Genomic DNA, 23,690 nt, shown 5'->3' with positions numbered 1-23,690 from the left:
GTGCTTGTAACGGCAGGTCATCGCTCTGGCCAGATGATGTCAGTTCTGCTGAGATCAGGTGAGGTCGGCCGAGCTGACAGCAGGTCGGCCGACGCCGTTGCGTTCCACTGGGGCATCCGGCCGGTGCCAGGCAGAGGAGAGGTCAATGCGGATCCTGGTGATCGACAACTACGACTCATTCGTGTTCAACCTGGTGCAGTACCTGGGGCAACTCGGCGTGGACAGCATCGTTCGCCGTAACGACGAGGTCGACGTTGGCGATCTTGTCGCGTACGGTGTTGCCGGGGTGCTGCTCTCACCCGGGCCGGGCACGCCGGAGGCGGCCGGGGTGAGCGTCCCGATGGTGCGCGCGTGCGCCGTGGCCGCAGTGCCCATGCTTGGGGTGTGCCTTGGCCATCAGGCGCTCGGGGTGGCGTTCGGGGCGACGGTCGGCCGGGCGCCCGAGCTGCTGCATGGAAAGACCTCGGTGGTCCATCACACCAGCGCGGGCGTGCTGGCGGACCTGCCGTCGCCGTTCATCGCCACGCGGTATCACTCGCTCGCGGTGGATGCCGCGACACTGCCGGACGAGATCAAGGTGACTGCGCGCACCGAGAGCGGTGTTGTCATGGCAATGCGCCATCGGTCTCTGCCGCTGGAAGGAGTCCAGTTCCACCCCGAGTCCGTGCTGACGCAGGGCGGTCACCTGCTGCTGGCCCGCTGGCTGTCGGTCTGTGGTGACGACACAGCGCTGTCGGTAGCGCCCCAGCTGTCGGCCGAGGTCGAAACCCTGCGACAGAGCGCCTTTGCCTGACTGAACGTCCGGCCCGGGGCTACTGCTGCGGGAATCCGTTGCCGAATCGTGGCGTGTGTGAGTTCGTTGGGGATGCGCTGGTCGGTGATTGTGATGGCGTCGGGCTCGGGGAGGGCGAGGCCGTCTTGGTCGGCGTCGGGGTGGCCGTCTGGGTTGGGATCGTGGTGTCGGTCTGCTGCGACACATACAGCGTCACGGTCGAGCCGCGGCTGACGGAACTGTTCCTGGACGGTGTCTGGGCGACTACGGTGCCGGTCGGCTGACTGCTCGCGGTGGACTGCTGGCTCACCTTGAAGCCGTACCCCTCCAAGGTGGCCTTTGCCGCGTCGAGAGGCTGGTTCGTCACATCGGGGACGGTGATCTGCTGGCTGACCACGTAGATGGTGACCGTGTCGCCAGAGGCCACCGATGTTCCGACATCCGGGTCGGCGGACTGGACGGTGCCCGGCTTCTGCGTGGTCGCGTCGGTGAACGTGGCGACCTTGGGCGTGAGCCCGGCCGCCTTCAACTGGGTGATCGCATCGTTCTGGGTGAGACCCACCACCGGCGGGACGACAAGCTGTCCGGCTCCGGCCGACACGCTGAGGGTGACCACAGCGGTCTTGGCCGCTTTGGTACCTGATGGCGGGTCAACCGCGGTGACCTGGTCCTTGGGGGCGTCGCTCTGGACGGTGTTCGAGCGGATGTTGGTGAAGCCGGCGTTCTGGAGGTTGTTCGTGGCCACCGTCTTGGACTGTCCGACGATGTTTGCCGGGATACTCGCGGTGTTTGTGCTGCTGCCGGTGGACGAGCCGCCCCCGAGGAACCTGGTCGCCATCAACGTGACGACAACGAACACCACCACGACCGACAGCCCGGCCAGGATGTACTTCCAGGCCGCCGAACGCCGCTCGGGCTCCGGCGGGGTTCCGGCGCCGATCGGGCCGCCGTCGAGCGGACCGGTGCCATCGTCGCCCGTCCGATCGAGGTAATCGGAGCCGGCTCGGTTGTAACCGCTGGTCTGGCCGTAGGGATCACCGTAAGCGTCCCCGTAGTAGGCATCGTGATCACGCGAGATCACCTGCGTCCCCGTTGACGGCCCGGGTGGGTTCAGCCGGGTGGCAAGCTGGTCACCCATGAGCGGTGGCGCGTATATCCGCCGGCCGGTAAGAGCGCGTTCCAGGTCGTCACGCATTTCTCCGGCCGTGCCGTAGCGGCGGTCGGGATCCTTTTCCATCGCCTTGAACACGATCGCGTCGGCTTCGGGCGTGATGTCGCGGTCATGCGTGGACGGTGGCTGCGGATTCTCCCGTACGTGCTGATAGGCGACAGCGACCGGGGAGTCGCCGCGGAACGGCGGAAGCCCGGTCAGTAGTTCGTAGAGCAGCACTCCGGTCGAGTAGACGTCGCTGCGGGCGTCCACCCGCACCCCGCGCGCCTGTTCCGGTGACAGGTACTGGGCGGTGCCGATCACCGCGGCGGTCTGCGTCATGTGCGATGTGGTGGCGGTGGTCGCCCGAGCGATGCCGAAGTCCATCACCTTGACCGAGCCGTCCAGGCAGAGCATCACGTTCGCGGGCTTGATGTCCCGGTGGATGATCCCCATCCGGTGGCTGTAGTCGAGCGCGGCGCACACGTCGGAGGTGATTTCCATGGCCCGGCGCTCGGTGAAGCGGCCTTCGCGCTGGAGCACGTCACGCAGGGTGCGGCCCTCCACGTACTCCATCACGATATACGGGATGGTCATGCCGTTGATCAGATCTTCGCCGGTGTCGTAGACGGACACGATGGCCGGATGGTTGAGCGCCGCGGACGACTGCGCTTCGCGCCGGAACCTGGCCAGGAAGGTCTCATCACGCGCGAGATCAGCGCGCAGCGTCTTGACCGCGACCTCGCGTCCGAGCCGCACATCGCGACCACGGTAAACCTCGGCCATACCACCGTAACCGAGGATCTCACCCAGCTCGTAGCGCTGACCCACCAGGCGAGGTTCGGTCCCGAACACCTCAGTCACGCCTGCCACCCGTACTCGCCCTTCCGTTTTCCGGGCTGATAGCCGCGGACCTGCCGTGAACGCCCAGCGATCGTGGTCGCCGCGGTAATCCGGTCCCCTGTCACCCGGCCGTTCCCGGTCACGTTGTCACCGGTGACGATGCCACCTCCACTCCCCGGCACGTGCACCGCCCAGGTCAGTGGCGGTGCGCTCGTGGATGATCCGCTACTTCCGGCGATCGTCCGGGTGATCAACGCGACGACGGCGACAGTGACGATCAGTAGGATGATCAGGATGGGTAGTGACATTTTTTGTCGCCCCGCAGCCGCGGAGCCGCCCCGGTCACCGCCGGCCCGCCGTCTGGCTGCCCGCCCATCGAACGCCGAGCCGGCGGTGCGGCTCGGCGGCGAGGGCTGCCAGGCATGGATGTCTGGCAGCCGGGCCTCGGGCTGGCTGGTGGCGGAGGAGGCACGGTGGGTCTGGGCATCCCAGAGCGCGGCGGCTGTCCCGCCCGTGGGGCCCACGCCGCTGTCGGGAGCCTGCTGAGATGCCGCGGAGCCCCCCGGCGCGTGACCGGAGCCGTAGGCGGGTGGCTCCTGGCCGTTCGGGAACGCCACATCCCCGCCGGCCCGCGGGTCCCAGCGGGGACGGATCTCCGCGGGGGAGCTGGTGGTCCAGGACGGCTGGCGGGTCCACGACGGTGGCCGCTCCCGGGTGGGCGCCCTTGTCGTGGCGTCCGATCCGCCATGGGCACCGGTCGGGCCCGGGCGCCTGGCGGTGGTGTCCGAGTCCGCCCGGGATATCGGCCCCGGGCCGACGCCTCGGCGGGTCGCGTCGGCGCTCCACAAATTCCGGCGGATGGTGGCGGCGGTGCGTCCGAACGCGCCAGCGGACGCCGGTCTGCGGGCCGGGTCCTTCGCCATCGCGGCCTGAACGAGCCCACGGACCGGTTCGGGTACATCAGGCGGCAGCGGCGGGGGCTCGTCCTGCTGGTGGGCCATCACGACGACGATCGGATTGCGGTCGTCGAAGGGACGTCGGCCCGCGAGGCACTCGTAGGCGACCACGCCCAGGGAGTACACGTCACTCGCCGGTGTCACCGGCCGCCCTGACGCCTGTTCTGGGGAGACGTAGTACGCGGTGCCCATCATGATGCCGGTCGCGGTCAGCGGTGCCGCGTCGACCGCGCGGGCGATCCCGAAGTCGGTGACCTTGATCGCACCGTCGGTACGCAGCAGCAGGTTGCCGGGTTTGACGTCACGGTGGACCACTCCCAGGGCGTGTGCCGCCTGCAGGGCGTCCGCGGCCTGCCCGAGGACATCGAGGGTCTTCTCCGGGGACAGCCGTTTCTCCCGGTGCAGCAGCGCGGACAGCGGTTCGCCCTCGACCAGCTCCATCACCAGGTACGCGGTCGGATGGTCACCTTGGACGATGACCTCGCCGTAGTCGTAGACGGAAGCCACACCCGGGTGCGACACCCGGGCGGCGTGGCGTGCCTCGCCGCGGAAACGGACGAGGAACGACTCGTCGCTGGCGTACTCGGGGCGCAGCAGTTTCACGGCGACGGGACGGCCGAGGGTCTGGTCGAGGCCCCGCCACACCTCACCCATACCGCCGGTGGCGATGCGTCCTTCCAGGAGGTAACGGCCATCGAGGAGGGTGCCCTTCGCCGAGCCGCCGAAGGGGTGCGCGACCGCTGGCGCGGCCGGCGGTGCCGCCACCGACTGACTGGCCGGGACCGCCGCATCGGGGCGCGGTTCGCCGAAGCCCGGCGGCGTCGGGGCTGTCACCGGCGGATGCCCAATGCGGCTTTCATGACCTGCTGGGCCACGGGAGCGGCCACCGCGCCGCCGGTGCTGAGTTCGCCGCCGCCGTTTTCGACGATCACCGCGATGGCGACGGTCGGGTTGACCGCCGGGGCGAAGCCGATGAACCACGCGTGTGGGGGCTCGTTGTCGCCGTGCTCGGCGGTGCCGGTCTTGCCGGCGACGGCGACTCCGGGGATCTGTGCCTTGGTGCCGGTGCCGCTGGTGACGACGCTTTGCATCATGGTGTTCAGGTTCGCGGCAACCTCCGCGCTGACCGGTCGTTTGTAGACCTCGGGTTCGGTCCGGCTGATCGCTTTCAGGTCAGGGCCAAGCAGCTCGGCCACCAGGTAGGGCCGCATCATGACCCCGTTGTTACCGATCGCCGCGGCCACCTGGGCCATCTGCAGCGGTGTGACCTTGTCGTCGAACTGCCCGATGGCCGACTGCGCGGTCTGCGCACCGTCGAGCGATGCGGTCGGATAGACGCTCGCCACCTGTGCCAGGGGAAAGTCCGGCACGGTCGCATTGAAGCCGAAGGCCTCGGCCTGTGCTCGCAGGGCGTCGTGGCCGAGGTCGATGCCGAGTTTGGCGAACGCGGTGTTGCAGGAGATCGTCAGGGCGTGGATGAGGGTGTCGGTCTGGCCGTCACCGCAGCGTTCGCCAGCGAAGTTCGGCAGTACGGTTTTACTCTGCGGCAGCTGGAGCTGGTCGGGGGCCGCGATGCGTTCCTCCAGGTGGTGGCCGGCGGCCAGCGCCGCCGCGGCGGCGATCACCTTGAACGTCGAGCCCGGCGGGTAGGTCTCCTGAGTCGCGCGGTTGAGCAGGGGCTTGTCGGGGTCGGTGTTGAGCGCCTGAGCGGCCTTACTGGCCGTCGTCTCATTGTGACTGGCCAGCGGGGTCGGGTCATAGGTCGGGTTCGTCACCATGGCAAGGATTTCGCCGGTCTTCGGGTCGAGCGCCACCACCGCCCCCTTGCGGTTGCCGAGCGCTGTGGTTGCCACCTGCTGGATCTGCGGCACCAACGTGGTAACAATGCTCCCACCCCGCTGTTCGCGGCCGGTGACCAGGTCGGAGACCTTGGAGACGAACAGCCGCTGGTCCTCACCGGACAGGAAGTCGTTCTGGGAGCGTTCCAGGCCCGCGGAGGTGTACAGCCCGTAGTACCCGATGATGTTGGAGTAGAGCGTCGGGGCCGGGTACTGCCGTTGGAACTTGTACTCGTCGTCCACCGGGACCGAGCTCGCGACTGCCTGGCCGCCCGCGACGGCAATGGAACCCCGCTCCCGCTCGAGCCGTTCGGTGATCTGGCGGGCGTTGCCAGGCTTGTGCCGCAGCGTGTCCGCGTTCTTGGCCTGTAGCCAGTTGGCGTTGATCAGCAGTGCGCTGAACAGCAGCAGACACGCGATGGCGACTTTGCGGATGGGTGGGTTCATGTTGTTTTTACCACCTGCGTGGGGCTGTCGGCCACCGCGGTCGGGTCGAACAGCGGCGCGGCTGGCGTGGCCGACGCGGGGCGCCGGTAGGAGTCACTGATCCGCAGCAACAACGCGATGATGGCGGCGTTGGAAACGATCGATGATCCTCCGTAGGAGATGAACGGCAGGGTCAGACCAGTCAGCGGGATAAGCCGCATGACGCCTCCGACCTGCACGAAGACCTGTAGGGCCAATGACGCGGACAGGCCGGTCGCCAGCATCTTGCCGAACGGGTCACGGGCGCCCACGGCGGCTCGCAGGCCACGTGTCACGATCAGCCCGTAGATGACGAGGATCGCCATGATCCCGGCAAGGCCGAGTTCCTCGCCGATGCTCGCGACGATGAAGTCGGTGTTGGCGAAGGGGACCCGCTGAGGGCTGCCCTGCCCGAGCCCGGTGCCGGTGATCCCGCCAGCCGCGAACCCGAACAGGCCTTGTACCAGCTGGAACGATTTGTTGGTGGGGTTGTCCCCGTCGAAGGCGTGCAACCAGCCGTCCACCCGGACCTGGACATGCCCGAACAGCTTGTAGGACAGCACCGCCCCGAGCATGAACAGGGCGAGGCCGATGACGACCCAGGACGCCCGCTCGGTCGCGACATAGAGGATGACGAGGAACATCCCGAAGAACAGCAGGGATGACCCGAGATCCTTCTCGACGACCAAGACGCCAAGGCTCGCCAGCCATGCCACGAGGACCGGTCCGAGATCGCGGGCGCGTGGGAAGTGCATCCCGAGGAAGGACCGGGAGACCACGGAGAGGACGTCGCGTTTGTTCACCAGGTAGCCGGCAAAGAAGATCATCAACATGATCTTCGATATTTCGCTGGGCTGGAAGGTGAACGGGCCGATCCGCAGCCACAGCCGGGCGCCGTTGATGGTCGCGCCGACCAGCGGCATGGCGGGCAGCAGCAGAAAGACCAGCCCGGCGAGGCCGGCGGTGTACGCGTACCGCGACAGCGTCTGGTGGTCCCGGACGATGGCCAGAACGAGGACGAAAACGATGAGGGCGAGCAGCGTCCACACCAGCTGGAGCTGGGCGGTCCCAGGCGGGACGTGTTTACCCGCCCGGACGGCGGCGGCGGCCTTGGCCAGGTCCAATCGATAGATCATGACCAGGCCGAGGCCGTTGAGGGCCGCCACCAATGGCAGCAGGATGGGGTCGGCGGCCGGTGCGAACCGCCGTACCGCGAGATGGGCGAGTCCCCACAGCGCGCTGAAACCGAGGCCATAGGTGAACACCGACAGGGTGAGGCTCCCGTCGATCGCCAGCACCACGGCTGCCAGCGCGGCGGTCGCGAGCAGGCCCGCGAACAGCAACAGCCACAGCTCCCGCCGACGGTACGGTGGCAACTGCGCTCCGACCGGGACCGGGTACCGTGCGAAGGTTCCGGTGAGGTCGACCGCTTTGCCGCGGAGCGGGGGGAGAGCTGTCATCCTGCGGGCGTCATCCTGGTGTGGCGAGCGACGAGGCGCAGCTGGCCAAGGACGTGGTGCCACAGAGCAGTTGGGCTGAAACGCTACCGGAGCCTGTCTGGGGGCTCCCGACGGGCTCCGCCCCCCCGGTGGAGCCCGCACCCGCGGTGGGCGTCGGTGCCGCGCTGGCCGTCACGGCCGGTGCCGTGCTGTTCGGGGCGGGGTCCGCGATGGCCGACATCATCTGCTCCCGGAGGGTCTTGATGAAGTCGCGGGCCTCACCGAGACTGCCCACCTGGTAGCCGCGCTTCACCGTGTCGCGGGCAATCGGCTTGAGCTCGGTCAGCGCTATGGCCGGCTGTGCGGGCTCCTTGAACGTGTGCAGGGAGATCCCGATGAAGTTTCCATCGACACCTTCGAAGATTGCTACCTGCTGGTTGTCCACACCGACGTAGTACTGCCTGTGGATGTAGAACCAGGCACCCAGCGCGGCGGCACCGAGGAGCACGACGGCGCACAGACCAGCGAGCAGCGGCCGGGGGAGGTACCGCCGGGCTGAGACGTCATCGGGCACGTCGTCCGGCTCCGGGTCGCGGCGATGGGTGCCGTGCCGGCCGATCCGGGCTCCCTTGGCGGCCGGTGAGTCCTGGTCGGGGAACTGCGGGTTCGGGCCGGTACGGGCCGCCGCGGCTCCCGGCACGATCCGTTTCTCCGCGGCGGCACCGGCGATCAGCGGGCGGTAGTCGTCCTCGTGACCGTCTTCCACCACGTCGGCGACGACGACCGTGATGTTGTCGGGGCCACCGCCCTTGAGCGCGAGTTCGACCAGCCGGTCGACGACTTCCTGGGGGCTGGTCAGCTGCAGCGCCTCGTGGATGGTCACTTCGGTCACGACCCCGGACAGGCCGTCCGTGCAGAGCAGGTAGCGGTCGTCGATGACCGCGTTCTGGATGAACAGATCCGGATCGACGTCGCGCCCGTCGAGGGCGCGCATGAGTAAGGACCGCTGTGGATGGGTGTCGGCCTGCTCGGCCGTGATCCGTCCCTGGTCGACCAGATCCTGGACCAGCGTGTGGTCATGGGTTACCTGGCTGAGGGCACCATCGCGGAGCAGATAGGCGCGTGAGTCGCCGACATGCAGCACGCCGAGGCTGCTGCCTGACAGCAGCAACGCGGTGACCGTGGTACCCATGCCTTCCAGCGATCCGTCCTCGCTGGACATCGCGCGCAGCGCGGCATTGGCCTGGTCCACCGAGTCCGCCAGCGCATCCAGAATGTCGCTGGCGCTGGCATCCTCATCCAGCCCGGCCAGCTGGGAGATCACGGTAGAGGAGGCCACTTCGCCGGCCGCGTGCCCGCCCATGCCGTCCGCGACGGCTACCAGGCGTGCGCCCGCATAGGCGGAATCCTCGTTGCCTTCTCGGACATGGCCGACGTCCGAGCGAACGGCGTAGTGAAGCCTAAGGCTCACCGGTGGAGCTCCAGGACGGTCTTCCCGATCCTGACCGGCGCGCCGAGAGGTACCGGCATGGGACTGGTCACCTTCGTGCGGTCGAGGTATGTGCCATTGGTTGAGCCCAGATCTTCGACGAACCACTGGCCGTCGTGGGGGACGAGTCTTGCATGTCTCGCGGATGCGAAGTCGTCCTCCAGAACCAGAGTCGAGTCCTGTGCCCGTCCGATGGTGACAGGCATGGGCCCGAGTGGAAGCGTTGTCCCTGCAAGTTGACCCTTCGTAACGACAAGCTTGCTCGGTGCTCGCGAACGTCGGCTGGGAGGCTTGTTCTGCGATGGTGCTGGTGGGGCTTGGCGTGCCGGTGTCGGTGCCGGTGTCGGGCGGGGCGCGCGTGCTGCCGCCTGGAGGTGCTGCTGGTGGCGTTTGGTCGGCCCGAACACGTCCAGCCGGACCGCACGGACGGCAGCCAGGACAAATGCCCACAATAGCGCCAGAAAACTGATTTTAACGACAAGCAGTACCAGGCTGCTCGGTCCGGACCCGTTCACAACGGCCTACCAGCCGCGATCGGGCTCAGGCGGCGCGGCCGGGCCGGCCGGACGCCCACGTTCCGGTGGGTTCCGGCGTGCGTCGGGGTGTGGCTGATCTGGACGGTAGGTCTCCTGCTCATGCATATCGACGCCGTCGTCGGGACCAGCCGGCCGGACGCCGCGCCGAGGGTCGCCGTGACTCGAGGGAAAGCCACGATCATTTGGCGGACGATGATCAACGGGTGCTCCATAGCCAGCCACGGTTGGGCCATACCCGTCCCGCGGCTCCGGAGGCGGACCGGGCATGCGGACGGCAGGCTGGTCACGAGGGTCTGCGCCACCGCGGTACTGACCCTCCCTCCCGGCGTAAGGGTCGTTGTAGCGAGGATGATCACCATACGGATCCTCATACGGGGCAGTCTGCCGTCCCCCCATGAGCTGGCCGGTTTCGGGCCGCCTACCGCCCCGGTAAGCATCCGTCGGTGGTGGGTAGCCGGTTGACTGACCGCCCCGGCGGGGGTCTTCCCGCCTCGGCTCGTCATAGTATGGGCTGCCCCGGTAGGGGTCTTCCCGCCTCGGCTCGTCATGGTATGGGCCCCCACGATAGGGGTCGGCCGGTGGGGGCGGGTATCCACCAGGAGCGCCGCGGTAGGGGTCCGGCGGCCGGCCGCGTGTGTCGGCTGGCGCGGTGGCTGGCGGCATGGTGGCGGCGGGGTATGGGACCGGTGCTCCAGCCGCTCCCGCGGGGCCGGCTGGAGCACGCCGCGCGGCCCGGTTCGCGCCAGCGTCTCGCGGGTCCTCCCGGCGGAAGGCGAGGATCGTCGCGCCCAGCTCGATCTGGTCGCCGTCGACAAGCCGTACCTGGCTGGCGGCTCGGCCATTGACGATGCTGCCGTTGGTGGAGCCGTGGTCGATGTAGACGAACTGGCCATCCTGCATCCGCCTGACCTCGCCGTGCCGGCGAGAAACACCTGTGTCATTGAGACGTATATCACATTCTACGCTGCGACCTATGACCGTGGTCTCGCTGTCCAATGGATATTCGCGCTCGTCTCCACCTGCCCTCCCGGTCGGGCCGGGCTTGACGGAGATCAGCAGGCGTGGTGCTCCCGGGGCGTTCGATCGCGGGCGTGCCGGCCCGCGTCGACCGGTCACGGCGCCGGGGTCGGCCGCCGCGACACTGCTGCGGATGCGGAACACCCCGACATCGAGATCATCGGCCTCGGCAAGGCGCACGCCGACGGGACCGACAAACGTGTAGTGCTGCTCGGCTGCGTGTTCGCGGACCATCTCGGCCAGCTCGTCGCAGAGCGCTTGGGTGTAGGGAGCGAGCCGGGTGAAATCCCCGACGGCGAGCTCGACCGCGAACTCGTTGGGGACGAGTACCCGGTTGGAACTGGCCGCACGCCGGTCGTCGGTCTCCCGGGCCAGCGCGCTGGCGATCTCGACCGGTTCGACGCCGCCCTTGAAGACCTTGGCGAACGCCCCCTCGACGAGGCCGCCCAGGCGGCGCTCGAAGCGTTGTAGCACGCCCATCTCGACCTCCCCTCCTCTAGGCCTTCTCCCAGCCCTGAGATCGTATGCTTCCATCTCCGCCCGGCCCACGGCTCGGGCGGCCTGGAGCGCGTGATAGCGTGATAGTCGCACTCGGGCGAGTGGCGGAATGGCAGACGCGCACGGTTCAGGTCCGTGTGTCCTAACGGACGTGGGGGTTCAACTCCCCCCTCGCCCACGTTCTGGTTCTTGGTGCTTGCCGCTCTTCGAGCGGCTTCACCGGTGGTGTCCTTCCGCTGGCGCTTCCCTGACCTCCTGGTGCCTGGGGCGTCGGTGTTGGGGCGTACCTGATCGATGGTGGTCGATGATCTGGAAGGTCGCCACCCAGCATCAGCGTGCCTCCCTCCGCGGTTTCGCGATCCATCCACCTGGACACCACTCCTTGATCTACGTCTTTCTTGCCGGTTGCTCGCAGCCCCGTCTCAGATGTGCTGGCATGGTGTTGTTTGAGTTTTCCGTCGTCGGTGTATGCCTGTTGGCTGACCCCGAGTATGGGGCTGTGCCTGTGTGCCGCTCGCAGGTACGCTCGTGACCGCTTCTGTCAAATGATCGGTCAATTCCTGCGGTTGCCGCCGAGTACTGGTTGACCTGGGCACTTGGCCAGCGTTTTGGCCATGGCGTCCCGTTCGCTTGGCTCCAGCCAAAGCCCGTAGCGGGCTTTCACGCCGATCTGACGGGCCACATACTGGCACCGGTACGCCTGGTTCGGCGGCAGCCACTGGGCGGCGTCGTCGTCGCTTTTGTCCTGGTTCGTCGGGCCGTCGACCGCGAGCAGGTTCTCCGGATCGTTCGCGAAGGCGACCAGTTTGTCCGATGGCCAGGAGGCGGCCCCGGTACGCCAGGAGTCCGCCAACGCGATGACATGGTCGATCTGGACAGCCGCGGCGTCCCGTGCCCTGTTGAAACGGACGGTCCGGCTGGTATATGGATCTTTTAGTTCGCCGGTCAGGACGATACACGGGTCCCCCTGCCTGACGGTCACCAGCGTCAGGTCCCGGCGCAGGATGTCGTTCCGGGTGTCACAACCATTGCCGTCGACGTCCTGCCAGGGATCACCAAACTTGTCCCGTCGGTACGGCGGCGAGTTCGTCGCGGCGTGGACCGGCATCGACCGTAACGTCGCGAGGGCGCTTCCAGCGGCGGCCTGCCCGCCCTGGCCGGCGCCACCGACCGCTCCGGCGTTTGCGGCTGAGGCGTCGCCGGCCGAGCCGCAGGCGGACGCGACGAAGACGAGTCCGAGGCAGAGCGCGAGCAGCGCCCTCACGCTGCCGGGGGCTCCGCGAGGGCGGGGTTCTCGCGTCCGGCGGAGATCTCGGTTTCGGCCGCTGGACGGCCGCGGGCCGGCAGCCGAAACGGCGGGACCGTCGTGGTTCATGACGCCTATTCTCTCGTCACGCGTGCGCTGATCGCGCGGTATCCACCGCCGCGGGTCCGCGCATCGCGGATACGGCGGACCTGTCCACAGCGAGGACCGCCTCCTTGACGTGGCGACCATCATCGGCGGCCGGCCACACCACCGGTCAGATCACCGCTGGCGGATGCGGTGCGGGTGCGTTGGTCGCCATCGGGCGCCCCGCCGCATTCCAGGCGATCATCCCGCCGTGGAGGTTGCGGGCCCGCCAGCCGCCCCGGTGCAGGTGAGCCGTGACCACGGCCGAGCGTTGCCCCGACCGGCAGACAACCACCACATCCCGTTCACGTGGCACCTCGTCGAGGCGTTTGAGCAGCTCACCCATGGGGATATGCAGCGCGCCGGAGATATGTCCGGCGTCCCACTCCGCGGTCTCTCGGACGTCCAGGAGCAGGATTTCGGCGGTTGGCGGCAGGTTGACCGGAATCTGATCAATAGTGACTGAAGGTACCTCGTCCGCGCCCATCCGCCCATCCTGTCAGCTGTCCCCGTCGTGAGCCGGGGCCTGGGCGTGCCGGGTTCCTCACCGGTGCCCGGTGGTACGGGTGCTCACTGGCGCGACAAAGATCACAGCATGCCTCCCGGGCCCTGCCACTGATTCCGCAGCCGGTTGTTGGCGGCGCACAAGACAGCCAGCCCGGTTGTTTTTTATCGTTGCTTCTTTGCTGGCCAGCTGATTCGGCATTGTTACCGAGGTTTTTCGGCATTGTGCCCATGCGCTCGGGGCCTGCGTCCCGCGAATCGGCGGCTGTGGTCACCGGAAGGCCTTTGGAGCCCTCGACGCTGAGCGCGCGGTGGCACCGTGATGAGCGTGGAATCACTTGATGTCGAGCCGTCGGGATGCGGCGCGGACGGGCCGTGGCTCACCTGCCCGTGGTGCGGGGGGATCGTCCCGTTGGCGCACCTTGTGCCCTCGGACGACGAACCCGATGCCAGAGTGGCTGTATGCGACTCGTGTGGACGCCGGGTCGCGTTCGTCTCACCGGCTGACCCGATGGCTCCCCCCGGATAGCGCGCCAGCTGAGCGTCACCAGCCCGTTGATCTGTTCGGAGAACAGGACGGGAACGACGGGAATATGAGTAGGCTGCCGCCTGCCCCTGCTCCTGACGGCTGGACAGCAACCTAAGCGGTCGCCGCCGGCAGACCCTGGACGAACTTCCGGCGGCGACCACTTAGCGGGATTGCGCAGGCACAGGTTCAACCCGGACGACGTAGTCTTCGATCACGGGGTTGGCCAGTACCGACGAGGCGAGCCGCTCGATCCGGGCGAGGGCATCGGCATCCGCCGCGCCGTCCACCTCCAGTTCGAACCGCTTGCCCTGGCGTACCGAGACGATGCCGGTCACACCCAGCCGCGGCAACGCGGTGAGCACCGCCTGCCCCTGCGGGTCGAGGATCTCCGGCTTCAGCATCACGTCCACTACGACCCTGGCCATGGCGCACGAGCCTATCGTCGCTCGTCAGCCCGGACCACGGAAGCCCGGACCACGGAAGCCCGGACCGGGCATGCGTCCGGTGTGGGTGGGTCACTACCCTCGGACCTGTGTCGGCATCCGTAGCAGGGAGATCCGTGTCGTCGGAGGTGTCGACAGCGGACGGCCGTCTCCTGGCCGGCCACCTCGATGACCTGGCCGCGAGGTTCGCTGAGCTCGGCTCCGTACTGGTTGCCTTCTCCGGCGGTGCGGACTCGGCGTTTCTGCTCGCCGCCGCGGTTCGGGCGCTCGGTCCCGACCGCGTGGCAGCCGCCACCGCGGTCTCTGCCTCCCTGCCGCGGGCGGAGCTGCGGGCGGCGGCCGATTTCGCGGCGGATCTCGGGGTCCGCCATCTCACGCCGGCCACCAACGAGATGGGCCGCGACGGTTACCGGGCCAACGGGCCGGACAGGTGTTACTTCTGCAAGGCGGAACTCACCGAGACGTTGCGCCCACTCGCGGCTTCCCTCGGGCTTGCGCATGTGGTGACCGGCACGAATGCTGACGACGCGGTGGCCGGGTTCCGGCCGGGTATCGGCGCGGCGGCCGCGCGGGGAGCACGCACCCCGTTGTTGGACGTCGGTCTGAGCAAGGCCCAGATCCGTGCGGCATCCCGGTTGTGGGGGCTGCCGACCTGGGACAAACCGGCCGCCGCGTGCCTGGCAAGCCGGATCGCCTACGGCGTCACCGTGTCACCGGGGCGTCTCGCCCGCGTTGAGCTGGCGGAGGCGGCGTTGCGGGCGGCGCTGGACACCGCCGGCTTGGGCGTGCGCAATCTACGGGTTCGTGATCTTGGCGAGGTGGCGATGGTCGAGGTGGACGCCACCCATGTGCGGGCGCTGGCGGCGCGGCCGGAGCTGCTGACGGTAATCGAGGGTTTCGAGCGGGTGGAGATCGATCCCCGCGGTTTCCGGTCCGGCTCGATGAATGAGCTGCTACCCCGCCCTTGACATCAGGAAGTTCCCGCTGGGGCGGGGCCAGCCGCTGTTGTCTCCTCGGGTGGTTCTGTCTCCTCGGGTGGTTCTGTCTCGTCGGGTGGTTCTGTCTCGTCGGGTTGTTCTGTCTCGTCGGGTTGTTCTGTCTCGTCGGCCGGCGCGGGGGAGAGCACAGCGGCCACGATCGCGACGAGCGCGACCCCGAGGCCGATCGTCAATCCGCCCGCCGCCAGCACGTTCAACCAGGTGGGCCGCTCGGTGACACCGAAGAAGAAAGGGATGATGATGATCGCGGTGGCGACGAGGCCGACCGCGAAGAGGCTGGTCCCGATCCGGACGAGCATGTCCACCGTTCGTCCGCGCGTGTTCCCGGGGAGCGTGCGCGATACGGCCACGGATGGTCGTGGCGCCGTCAGCCGATCAGACCGGTGGGGTTGTTGGTAAGCCACACCGGCCAGCCTACGGATCGCCGGGTGATTCCTGCTGCCCACGCCGGCACGAGAAGCCGGTGGCCGGGTCGTCGTTGCCCGCCGGTTGGCCGTGATCGGGTACGAATAGGCGCGGATGACCGCTCACGGCCGTGTCCCCGGATAGCCTTGGAGACCTCGACATCTGACTGAACAGTCTCCCTTCGCCACGCAGAACGAGGTCGCCCGTGCCCACCGGCAGAGTCAAGTGGTTCGACGTCGACAAGGGCTTCGGCTTTCTCAGCCGTGATGACGGCGGTGATGTGTTCGTCCATAAGGGCGCGCTACCGCCAGGGGTGGAGAAGCTCAAGCCCGGCGACAGGGTCGAGTTCGGCGTTGCCGCGGGCCGAAAGGGCGATCAGGCGCTGTCGGTGCGGGTACTCGCGGCTCCGCCGTCGGTGGCGAAAGCCGCGGCACATGCGGCTCGGCGCAGCCCGGACGAGCTTCACAGCATGGTCGAGGATATGATCAAGCTGTTGGACGAGGTGCAGAACTCATTGCGTCGGGGGCGCTATCCGGATCGCCGGACAGCCCAGACAGTGGCCAAGGTCGTCCATGCGGTCGCCGATGAGCTGGAGGCTTGAGCGCTCGTCTCGGCGCTTGAGCCTGTTGCGGATCTTCGGTCCGGCGCTGGTCGAATCGGCCGGCGCCGCGGTCAGCGTGGCAGAGCTGGCATCGGCGGGACGAGCCCGGCGGTGGCCGCTCGTCCCAGCAGCGTCTCGATCGCCGTGTAGCCTTCGTCATCGAGTGACAGGGTGTAATTATTAACATACAGTTCGATATGGGCGTTCACGACCTCGGTGTCCATTTCCTGCGCGTTGTTCAGCACATAGGTCCGCGATGCCCGAGGGTCGGTGAAAGCCGCCGCGACGCTTGCCCGCACCGCGGCTGAGAGCGCGCTGCCGTCCAGCGCACGCCGGCCGAGGACGGCTCCCAGCGGGATGGGCAGGCCGGTTTCGGACTCCCACCAGTCGCCCAGGTCCGCCACAGCGGTGAGCCCGTAGGACGGGTAGGTGAACCGCGATTCGTGAATGACCAGGCCGGCGTCGTACCGCCCGTCGCGCACCGCTGGCATGATTTTTTCGAAGGGCAGGACGTCGATGCCGCCGACGCCGCGTCCCGCTGCCCACAGGCGGAACAACAGATAGGCGGTCGTGCGCATCCCGGGTATCGCGATACGCGCGCCGGACAGGTCGTCCCGGCCGGCGGTGACCACGAGTGGTCCACATCCGCGTCCCAGGGCGCTGCCCGCGGACAGCAGCTGGTAGGAGCCCAGCAGCCAGGGCAGAGCCGCGTAGGAGACCTTCACCAGGTCGTCGAGGCCGGCAACGGCGCGGGAGTTCAGCACGTCGATGTCCGCGAAGGTCACGGTGACCGGCGGTACGCCCGCAACGAGCCCGTGCGCCAGAGCGTGGAAGGCGAACGTGTCGTTTGGGCACGGCGAGATTGCCACGGACAACGGCGATGGCAGTGCTGACCGCGATGTCACCGTGTGCCGGCCCCGGGAGCCGGTTTGGCCGGCCCGGCGCCGCAGGCACTGCCGTCAGCGGCGGGCAGGACGCTGGCAAGCGTGTCGATGCCGGCGGCCAGACTGGCGGCGGCCGCGCTGAGCCCGGCGAGTGCCTCCGGCACGTCCCAATTCGACCGGTCACGATGACCGACCGCGTTGCTGACCGCGCGGACCTCGGCGAAAGGTGTGTCGAACGCCGCCGCGGCGACACCGACCGCGTAGCCTTCCATTGCCTCGGCGGCCGGGCCGAACCGCAGCGCCAGCGCCGCGGCCCGCCGCTCGGTCCCGGTGACCGTGGAGACGCTGAGTACGGGTCCGGTCCTGATTGTCCGTCCGGTGACCGCGAGCAGGGTGACGAGCCGCTCGACGACACTCTCACGGGGAATCAGCCTGGACGGCCCGAGGCCGAGCTGCTCCAGGCTCAGGAACCCGTCGGCTCCGCTGTTCGCGCTGGATGCCGATCCGGCGGGCGGCGGCTGCGATGCGGGTTTGTCCAGCGGGCCGTCGGCGCCCGCCTCGGCACCGAGATCCGCGGCGACCAGCGCGTCCGCGACGACCAGGTCGCCGATATCGGCGCGGCCGGCGAAACCGCCCGCGATACCGAGGGAGATGACCAGGTCGAACGGGTCACCCGAAGCACGGGCGATCGCCAGCGCGGTCGCGGTACCCGCCGCCGCGGCCGGACCGGCCACTCCGGCAGCCAGGACGGTCACCGAACCAGACCGGCGTCCCAGGTAGGGGCCGAGCCGTACCGCGGTCAGGAGCTGGCGGTCCCATGACGGCACCGAGCCGCCGCGGGACGACGCGGCGCCGGCAACCGTGGCCCGCGGCTGCCACATCCCCATCATTCCGGCGCAGACCGCGTCAGCCTCCGGGCTGACCGCGGTGACCAGCAGGATTCGGTTCATACGGACCCCGATGCGGGGACGGGTCCTGAGCGCGTCTCGACCATGAAGTTGTCGATCATGAACCTATGGGTGGATGACAAGACGGAACGGCCAGCTTCCGGACGCTTGGCTGGAGCTACCGCTTGGCGCCTGGAAGATGGTCAGGGAGGCCTCGCCCTGTCCTTCCGGCACGGTCAGGCGGTAGTGCGGATCGGTTATGGTGTTGGAAATCCGGGCGTCGTTGGACGCCAGGAAATATCCATGGCTGGCAACCGACTTCGGAACGTCGATGTTGATCGTCTCCCCGGGAGCGGCGTGCAGCACCGGGAGCTGGTAGCCGGCATCCTTGATCACCCTGCCGTCGCGCTCGTACTGGGCGGCGTGCGCCTGTACGAAGTTTCGACCAGCCTGCATGCTCACCAGCGGCGTTGGCCGGTCGCAGCCAGTGAGCACTCCGACGAGCGCGCCGAGGACAGGCAGCACGATCAGGCGTTGCCATCGGATGCGGGGAAGTAGCCGAGATACGGACACGGTCGGAGGTTATCGTTCAGCACGGGTCGGATGCCGCTCGGATCGCGATCTGGCGAGTGGGTTGTCGGTCTCAGCTGATGGGGCTATTCCATCGGCGGTCCGGGCAGCCTGTCCCGCGGTCGCTCGCGGGTCGCTCGCGGGTAGGCCGGGCTCGGGCGCATCACCGGGATCCGTTACGGCGTGTTCTGGAAGCCGTCGTTCGATCAGGGGGCCGCCTGGGGCGTGGCGAGCCGGACGGACGGCTTTCCGAAGCACACCCGAAGCACACCCTAGGACCGGACCGCGGTGTCCGGCAGCGTCGCCGCGTCTGGTAGCACCGCGGTGTCCTGGATGATCGCCGGGTGCCCGGCCGCGAGGGTTGCGCCCGCGGCTGGCCCGGCCCACCCCGGATTTTCCGAGCGTCCCCGACGGGCGCGGCTCGCGGCCCGTGCCCGGTACAGGGCCCGGGTCTCCACGAACATTGTGAGCAGGACCACCGCGGAGGCTGCCGCGAAGCCGAGCGTTCCCGGCATCTCGATCAGGCCGACCGCGGCGCCGGCGACCCACGCGAGCGCAATCGCGGTTTCCGAGCGGGCGAACGCGGAGTTGCGGGTGTCCTCGGCGATGTCACGTTGGATGATCGCGTCGAGGCCGAGCTTTCCCATTGAACCCGCCATGCTTGCCAGCAAGGCCGCCAGCAGCGAGGTGAGCCTTGTGTAGTTGATCGCGGCGCCGAGACAACCACCTGATGCCATCAGCAGCGACAGCATCAGCAGCGCCTCGGGCCGCCGGCGGCCCAGCCGCCCGCCGATGAACACGCCCAGGCCGCTGCCCACCCCCGCGCAGATCGCCAGCGCACCGAGCCAGAGATTGGTGCCACCGCTCGTCCGCAGCAGAAACGCCAGGTAGAAGGTGAGGAATCCGACCAGGCCGCGCAGCACCAGAGAAGCGCGGAGCGCGACCGGCAGGCCGCCCATGGCGCGCAGCAGGCGACTGGCCATGTTCCGGTGGCTGACGATTGCTCCCAGCACAAAGGCGCGTTTCTCACCGGCGGCGGAGTCGACGTGTTTGGGCAGATTGAATGCCAGCAGGACGCCGGTCATGTAGACGATCGCACAGACCCGCAGCACCCATGGGTAACCGACATGGGGAATCTTGGCGATGGTGAGGCCAAGCGGCGCTACCGCCGAGCCAGCCGCGATGTTCACCAGGGAGACCCGGGAGTTGATTTTCACGAGGGTCAGCTCCGGGGGCATGACGCGGGGGATCACCGCGCTGCGGGCCACCCCGAACCCACGGGAGAGCATGAGCAGGCCGAGCGCGAGGGGGTAGACGGCCACCCCGTGCTCGAGGGAACCGGCGAGCTGCCAGGCCAGCATGCCGCGGGCCAGGCAGATCGCGGCCAGCGCGGTGCGGCGGCCGTGGGCGAACCGGTCCAGCACTGGGCCGATCACCGGCGCCAGCAGGGTGAACGGCACCATGGTGATCAGTAGGTACATGGCGACCTTCGACCGGGCCTCGCCCGTCGGCACGGCGAAGAAGAGGGAGCCGGCCAGCGCCACCGTCACCAGCGCGTCCCCCACCGCGTTGACGACGGAAAGCTCGGTGAGGGCCGCGAGCCCCGACTGCTCGGCGCCGCCGCTGCGGCCGGACGCACGCAGCCTTCGAATCCCGCTGGTGACAGCACTGCCCACGTTCACCATCCAGAGTGTCCCCTCTCCCCAGGAGGACCACCGCGACCACGCGGCACACTTCCGGAACCTGTAGGCGACAATACGTACGTGGAGGCTCAGGATGTGCAGCGTGGCTCAGCGATAGCGACACCAACGGTAGCGTCGACATCGTCCGATCCGGGATCGTCCAGCCCGGGAACACCGACCTCGAAGCCATCTGCCGCGGATGGGAGCCGGGCTGATCCCCAGGCATCCGGGTCGCTGCCACGGACGAGCCGGGGCGTGTCGGCGCCCGCTGAGCCGGAGCCCCCGGAGCTGGCTGGGCGAGTGGCCCGGCCCCCCGCCTCGAAAACCTCGAAAACCTCGAAAACACCGAAAACACCGAAGGCCCCGCGGGCGGCCAAGGGGCCCAAACCGCCCGCGCTGGACGCCGCGTGCGCCACGGCTGTGGAGGAAGCCCGCGCCGCCGCGGTCACCGAGGCTGATGATCCGAGCTGTGTTGGCGAGCACCTCGGCGTCGAGGCGGAGGGCGAGCGTCTCGTCCTGCATCGCTTTGCGTGTACGGCCCGAGCCTATCCCGGTTGGGTGTGGACGGTGGTCGTGAGCCGCGCGTCGCGGATGCGGAAAGTCACTGTGGATGATGTTGTGCTGTTGCCCGGCGACGGCGCCCTGACCGCTCCGCAGTGGGTGCCGTGGTCGCAGCGGCTGCGACCGGGCGATGTCGGGGTCGGGGATCTGCTGCCGACCGCCGTGGACGACCCGCGGCTCACCCTGCGTCTCGGTGATGTTGAGGAGTTCGTCGACACCGACGCCTGGTATGAGATCGGGCTCGGCCGTCCGCGGTTGTTGTCCGTGCTGGGGCGTGACGATGCGCTTGCTCGTTGGTACGCAGGCGAGTCCGGCCCGGAGGCGTCTATCGCGCGGGTCGCTCCCGCAGCCTGTCAGACATGCGGTTTTCACGTTCGTCTGGCCGGTATTCTCGGCCGCGTGTTCGGGGTGTGCGCCAACGAGATGGCCCCGGATGACGGTCGGGTGACCGCCCTTGATCATGGCTGTGGGGCGCACTCGGAGGCGCTGGTCGCTCCCTCGGCGCATCCCGAGGCGGTTGTGTATGACGATGATCCGGGCGACCTGGAATCATCCGACCTGGAACTCATCGGTGTGTCGGCACACTCGCCCGGTTCGGTGCAAGACGATGGCGCTGGTGCGGTAACCGGCGACGGCGCCGGTCCAGAGCCCTACGGCCACTCCTGATGACAGCCTGGGTGTCCGTGTCATTTTTGTCGTTGTTGTCACGGTGGAACCACCGAGGCTGGGTGGCCGAGATCGGGTTGTCGCGGCCGGAACCTCCGGGAGGATGGACGACGTGACCGGCGTACCAACCGCGGTATCCACGAGCCAGGCCCTTGGCCTCACCGATGAGGAGTACACCCGGATCGTTTCCGCGCTGGGTCGACCGCCGTCCGATGCCGAGCTTGCCATGTACGCGGTGATGTGGAGCGAGCACTGTTCGTATAAATCTTCCAAAGTGCACCTGCGGCGCTTCCGTGACATACCCGCCGGTGACCGCATGCTCGTCGGTATGGGCGAGAACGCCGGGGTGGTCGCTGTTGGTGAGGGCCTTGCCGTCACCTTCAAGATCGAATCACATAACCATCCGAGCTTCGTGGAGCCGTACCAGGGCGCGGCCACCGGCGTCGGTGGGATCGTCCGCGACATTCTGACGATGGGCGCCCGGCCTGTCGCAGTCCTTGACTCGCTGCGGTTCGGCGACGCGGACGCGCCCGACACAGCGCGGGTGCTGCCCGGGGTGGTCGCGGGTATTGGTGGCTACGGCAACTGCCTGGGCCTGCCGACGATCGGCGGGGAGGTCGTCTTCGATCCGTCCTATCTGGGGAACCCGCTGGTCAACGCCTTGTGCGTGGGGGTGATGCCGGTCGGGCGGATACAGACTTCGGCGGCAGCCGGGGTTGGCAACGCGGTCGTCCTGCTCGGCGCGAAGACCGGCCGGGACGGTATCGGGGGGGTGTCGGTCCTGGCCTCGGCGACCTTTGACGAGGGCGGCGGACCGGCCCGCCGGCCGTCGGTGCAGGTCGGCGACCCGTTCACCGAGAAAATCCTCATTGAGTCCTGTCTGGAGCTGTTCGACCGCGGGCTGGTCGTGGCTATCCAGGATCTCGGCGGCGCGGGGCTGACCTGCGCGCTGACCGAGACAACCGCGGCCGGGCTCGCCGCCGGTGGTCCCGGCGGCATGGCGGTCGATCTCGACCTCGTCCCGTTGCGGGAGGCGTCGATGGCGCCGCACGAGATCCTGGCGAGCGAGTCCCAGGAGCGGATGCTCGCGATCGTCGCTCCGGACTCGCTGGCAGAGGTGCTCACGGTCACCGAACGCTGGGGCGTCCTTGCCACTCGGATCGGAAGTGTTACTGACAGCGGTCGTCTTGTCATCCGGTGGCATGGCGAGGTTGTCGTCGACGTGCCACCCGGTTCGCTTGCCGACGACGGGCCTGTGTACAATCGGCCGATCCGCAGGCCGGCGGATCTGGACGCGCTGCGGGCCGACGACCCGGCGGTGCTGCCGCGTCCGATCAGCGGAGACGACCTGCGCTCAACTCTGTTGGCTATGATTGCTTCATCGAATCTGTGTTCGAAGGCCTGGGTGACCGATCAGTACGACCGCTATGTGCAGGCCAATACCGTGCTCGCGCAGCCCGAGGATGCCGGGGTTGTCAGGCTCTCGGAGGAGACCGGTCTTGGCATCGCTCTGGCGACAGATGGTAACGGTCGGTATGCTCGGCTCGACCCGTTCACAGGCGCGCAGCTTGCCCTGGCCGAGGCATGCCGCAACGTGGCCGCCACCGGTGCCGTGCCGATCGCGGTCACGAACTGCCTGAACTTCGGTTCGCCCGAGGACCCGGAGGTCATGTGGCAGTTCGCCGAGGCGACCCGGGGGCTCGCGGAGGCCTGCCGCCACCTTGGCCTGCCGGTGACCGGCGGCAACGTCTCCTTCTACAACCAGACCGGCTCGATGCCCATCAATCCCACTCCGGTGGTCGGCGTCCTCGGCCTTTTTGACGACGTGGCCAGGCGTGTCGCGATCGGTTTCACCGACGAGGGCGACTCACTGCTGCTGCTTGGGGAGACCCATCCAGAGTTCGGCGGGTCCGAGTGGGCGTGGGTGTCGCACCGTCACCTGGGTGGGCAGCCGCCCGCGGTCGATCTCGCCGTGGAGAAGCTGCTGGCTGAGATCCTGGTTGCGGGTTCGCGTGACGGAATGCTGACCGCGGCGCACGACCTGTCCGACGGTGGTCTGGCGTCCGCTCTGGTCGAGTCGTGCCTGCGCGGGGGGCGTGGTGCCCGCATCGTCTTCCCCCGGGCCGCGGACGTGTTCACCGAGCTGTTCAGCGAGTCGGCTGGCCGAGCCGTGGTGGCCGTCCCCCGATCGGAGGAGCTGCGGTTCACCGACATGTGCGCTGCCCGCGGGCTGCCATGCCGGCGCATCGGCGTGGTGGACGGCGACACTCTCGACGTTCAGGACGCCTTCGCTATCAGCCTCGACGACCTCCAGAGGGCCCACTCGGCCACGCTGCCCGCGCTCTTCGGGGCTGCGGTCCCTGACAGCTGTCTGCCGTAACTCGCGCCATCTCGTGAGCGTTCCAGCCGAATGCGTTTCAAACATCGTCGCGGCTGTTGTGAGTATGTCAGAAATGACTTCCGCCGTGGTGCCGCATCAGATATTTCTGTCATAGCGGAGTAGTAGCGCCTGGTGACAGGGCAGCGTGAACCAGGCGTCCAGTCCTCAGGCGCCCGTGGGCGTTCTC

The 23,690-nt window shown here is 68.3% G+C and carries 19 protein-coding genes, 1 tRNA gene and 1 pseudogene; 6 read left to right on the top strand and 15 right to left on the bottom strand.

Annotated features, from left to right (window positions below):
- Positions 1-145: 145 nt before the first annotated feature.
- Positions 146-793, top strand: coding sequence for an aminodeoxychorismate/anthranilate synthase component II (locus MJ777_RS12445; RefSeq protein WP_239312509.1), 648 nt, complete (start codon positions 146-148; stop codon positions 791-793).
- A gap of 19 nt (positions 794-812) precedes the next feature.
- On the opposite strand, the gene pknB is transcribed toward MJ777_RS12445, so the two are convergent.
- From pknB to MJ777_RS12410, 7 genes are read right to left on the bottom strand one after another with little or no spacing between them, the layout of a single operon-like run.
- Entirely contained in the window at positions 813-2,795 is a 1,983-nt protein-coding gene (gene pknB, locus MJ777_RS12440) for a Stk1 family PASTA domain-containing Ser/Thr kinase (protein ID WP_370652713.1), read from the bottom strand.
- Positions 2,783-4,555 (bottom strand): protein kinase, encoded by a 1,773-nt coding sequence (locus MJ777_RS12435; RefSeq protein WP_370651579.1) that lies wholly within the window; start codon positions 4,553-4,555, stop codon positions 2,783-2,785. The genes pknB and MJ777_RS12435 overlap by 13 nt, the downstream gene beginning before the upstream one ends.
- The gene (locus tag MJ777_RS12430; protein ID WP_239309999.1) at positions 4,552-6,006 is read right to left on the bottom strand and encodes a penicillin-binding protein 2; all 1,455 of its coding nucleotides are present in this window, start codon (positions 6,004-6,006) and stop codon (positions 4,552-4,554) included. Before MJ777_RS12430 ends, MJ777_RS12435 begins: the two co-directional genes overlap by 4 nt.
- A complete protein-coding gene (locus tag MJ777_RS12425; protein WP_239344777.1) occupies positions 6,003-7,484 on the bottom strand; it encodes an FtsW/RodA/SpoVE family cell cycle protein in 1,482 nt (493 codons plus the stop codon). The genes MJ777_RS12430 and MJ777_RS12425 overlap by 4 nt, the downstream gene beginning before the upstream one ends.
- 10 nt (positions 7,485-7,494) lie before the next feature.
- Positions 7,495-8,934, bottom strand: a complete 1,440-nt coding sequence (locus MJ777_RS12420; protein ID WP_239309997.1) for a PP2C family serine/threonine-protein phosphatase — start codon at positions 8,932-8,934, stop codon at positions 7,495-7,497.
- A complete protein-coding gene (locus MJ777_RS12415; protein WP_239309996.1) occupies positions 8,931-9,467 on the bottom strand; it encodes an FHA domain-containing protein in 537 nt (178 codons plus the stop codon). Before MJ777_RS12415 ends, MJ777_RS12420 begins: the two co-directional genes overlap by 4 nt.
- A gap of 6 nt (positions 9,468-9,473) precedes the next feature.
- Positions 9,474-10,985, bottom strand: a complete 1,512-nt coding sequence (locus tag MJ777_RS12410) for an FhaA domain-containing protein (protein WP_239376221.1) — start codon at positions 10,983-10,985, stop codon at positions 9,474-9,476.
- 113 nt (positions 10,986-11,098) lie between these two features.
- Here MJ777_RS12410 and MJ777_RS12405 point away from each other — a divergent pair.
- Positions 11,099-11,181, top strand: a tRNA-Leu gene (locus MJ777_RS12405).
- A gap of 375 nt (positions 11,182-11,556) precedes the next feature.
- Here the strand turns inward: MJ777_RS12405 and MJ777_RS12400 are convergent.
- The 3 genes from MJ777_RS12400 to purS form a co-directional block, all read right to left on the bottom strand.
- A complete protein-coding gene (locus MJ777_RS12400; RefSeq protein ID WP_239309994.1) occupies positions 11,557-12,267 on the bottom strand; it encodes an HNH endonuclease family protein in 711 nt (236 codons plus the stop codon).
- Between the two features lie 256 nt (positions 12,268-12,523).
- Positions 12,524-12,880, bottom strand: coding sequence for a rhodanese-like domain-containing protein (locus MJ777_RS12395; RefSeq protein ID WP_239376219.1), 357 nt, complete (start codon positions 12,878-12,880; stop codon positions 12,524-12,526).
- A gap of 707 nt (positions 12,881-13,587) precedes the next feature.
- Positions 13,588-13,851, bottom strand: a complete 264-nt coding sequence (purS, locus tag MJ777_RS12390) for a phosphoribosylformylglycinamidine synthase subunit PurS (RefSeq protein WP_239310003.1) — start codon at positions 13,849-13,851, stop codon at positions 13,588-13,590.
- Between the two features lie 167 nt (positions 13,852-14,018).
- Between purS and larE the strand changes: the two are divergent.
- Positions 14,019-14,837: pseudogene (gene larE, locus MJ777_RS12385) on the top strand (ATP-dependent sacrificial sulfur transferase LarE); the annotation flags it as partial.
- Positions 14,838-14,839: 2 nt separating this feature from the next.
- On the opposite strand, the gene MJ777_RS12380 reads toward larE, so the two are convergent.
- The gene (locus MJ777_RS12380; protein WP_239376231.1) at positions 14,840-15,166 is read right to left on the bottom strand and encodes a hypothetical protein; all 327 of its coding nucleotides are present in this window, start codon (positions 15,164-15,166) and stop codon (positions 14,840-14,842) included.
- 311 nt (positions 15,167-15,477) lie between these two features.
- Here MJ777_RS12380 and MJ777_RS12375 point away from each other — a divergent pair, with 311 nt between their 5' ends.
- The gene (locus MJ777_RS12375) at positions 15,478-15,873 is read left to right on the top strand and encodes a cold-shock protein (protein WP_239309992.1); all 396 of its coding nucleotides are present in this window, start codon (positions 15,478-15,480) and stop codon (positions 15,871-15,873) included.
- A 71-nt stretch (positions 15,874-15,944) separates the two neighbouring features.
- Here the strand turns inward: MJ777_RS12375 and MJ777_RS12370 are convergent, their stop codons facing one another.
- From MJ777_RS12370 to MJ777_RS12355, 4 genes are all read right to left on the bottom strand, one after another.
- Positions 15,945-16,778, bottom strand: a complete 834-nt coding sequence (locus MJ777_RS12370; protein WP_239309991.1) for a 1,4-dihydroxy-6-naphthoate synthase — start codon at positions 16,776-16,778, stop codon at positions 15,945-15,947.
- A complete protein-coding gene (mqnB, locus tag MJ777_RS12365; protein ID WP_239344728.1) occupies positions 16,775-17,707 on the bottom strand; it encodes a futalosine hydrolase in 933 nt (310 codons plus the stop codon). Before mqnB ends, MJ777_RS12370 begins: the two co-directional genes overlap by 4 nt.
- Before the next feature lie 63 nt (positions 17,708-17,770).
- Positions 17,771-18,217, bottom strand: a complete 447-nt coding sequence (locus tag MJ777_RS12360; protein ID WP_239309989.1) for a hypothetical protein — start codon at positions 18,215-18,217, stop codon at positions 17,771-17,773.
- 269 nt (positions 18,218-18,486) lie between these two features.
- Positions 18,487-19,899 carry an MFS transporter gene (locus MJ777_RS12355; RefSeq protein ID WP_370652711.1) on the bottom strand — a complete coding sequence of 471 codons (1,413 nt, stop codon included), beginning with the start codon at positions 19,897-19,899 and terminating at the stop codon, positions 18,487-18,489.
- 252 nt (positions 19,900-20,151) lie between these two features.
- Here MJ777_RS12355 and MJ777_RS12350 point away from each other — a divergent pair, with 252 nt between their 5' ends.
- Complete coding sequence (locus MJ777_RS12350) at positions 20,152-21,123, top strand: DUF3027 domain-containing protein (RefSeq protein ID WP_370651576.1); 972 nt, start codon at positions 20,152-20,154, stop codon at positions 21,121-21,123.
- A gap of 103 nt (positions 21,124-21,226) precedes the next feature.
- Complete coding sequence (gene purL, locus MJ777_RS12345; RefSeq protein WP_239376217.1) at positions 21,227-23,503, top strand: phosphoribosylformylglycinamidine synthase subunit PurL; 2,277 nt, start codon at positions 21,227-21,229, stop codon at positions 23,501-23,503.
- Positions 23,504-23,690 lie beyond the last annotated feature (187 nt).

Source organism: Protofrankia sp. Cj5, from assembly GCF_917627405.1.
GTDB lineage: Bacteria > Actinomycetota > Actinomycetes > Frankiales > Frankiaceae > Protofrankia.
The sequence above is the reverse complement of the archived record's forward strand: the minus strand, read 5'-3'. Positions and strand labels throughout refer to the sequence as shown.

Coding starts and splice junctions, on each gene's coding strand:
- MJ777_RS12395 (WP_239376219.1), bottom strand. CDS start 12,880: ATGGGCGCGGACGAGGTACCTTCAGTCACTATTGATCAGATTCCGGTC.
- purS (WP_239310003.1), bottom strand. CDS start 13,851: ATGGCCAGGGTCGTAGTGGACGTGATGCTGAAGCCGGAGATCCTCGAC.
- MJ777_RS12380 (WP_239376231.1), bottom strand. CDS start 15,166: ATGCTCGTCCGGATCGGGACCAGCCTCTTCGCGGTCGGCCTCGTCGCC.
- MJ777_RS12430 (WP_239309999.1), bottom strand. CDS start 6,006: ATGAACCCACCCATCCGCAAAGTCGCCATCGCGTGTCTGCTGCTGTTC.
- MJ777_RS12355 (WP_370652711.1), bottom strand. CDS start 19,899: ATGGTGAACGTGGGCAGTGCTGTCACCAGCGGGATTCGAAGGCTGCGT.
- mqnB (WP_239344728.1), bottom strand. CDS start 17,707: ATGAACCGAATCCTGCTGGTCACCGCGGTCAGCCCGGAGGCTGACGCG.
- MJ777_RS12410 (WP_239376221.1), bottom strand. CDS start 10,985: ATGGGCGTGCTACAACGCTTCGAGCGCCGCCTGGGCGGCCTCGTCGAG.
- MJ777_RS12445 (WP_239312509.1), top strand. CDS start 146: ATGCGGATCCTGGTGATCGACAACTACGACTCATTCGTGTTCAACCTG.
- MJ777_RS12425 (WP_239344777.1), bottom strand. CDS start 7,484: ATGACAGCTCTCCCCCCGCTCCGCGGCAAAGCGGTCGACCTCACCGGA.
- purL (WP_239376217.1), top strand. CDS start 21,227: ATGGACGACGTGACCGGCGTACCAACCGCGGTATCCACGAGCCAGGCC.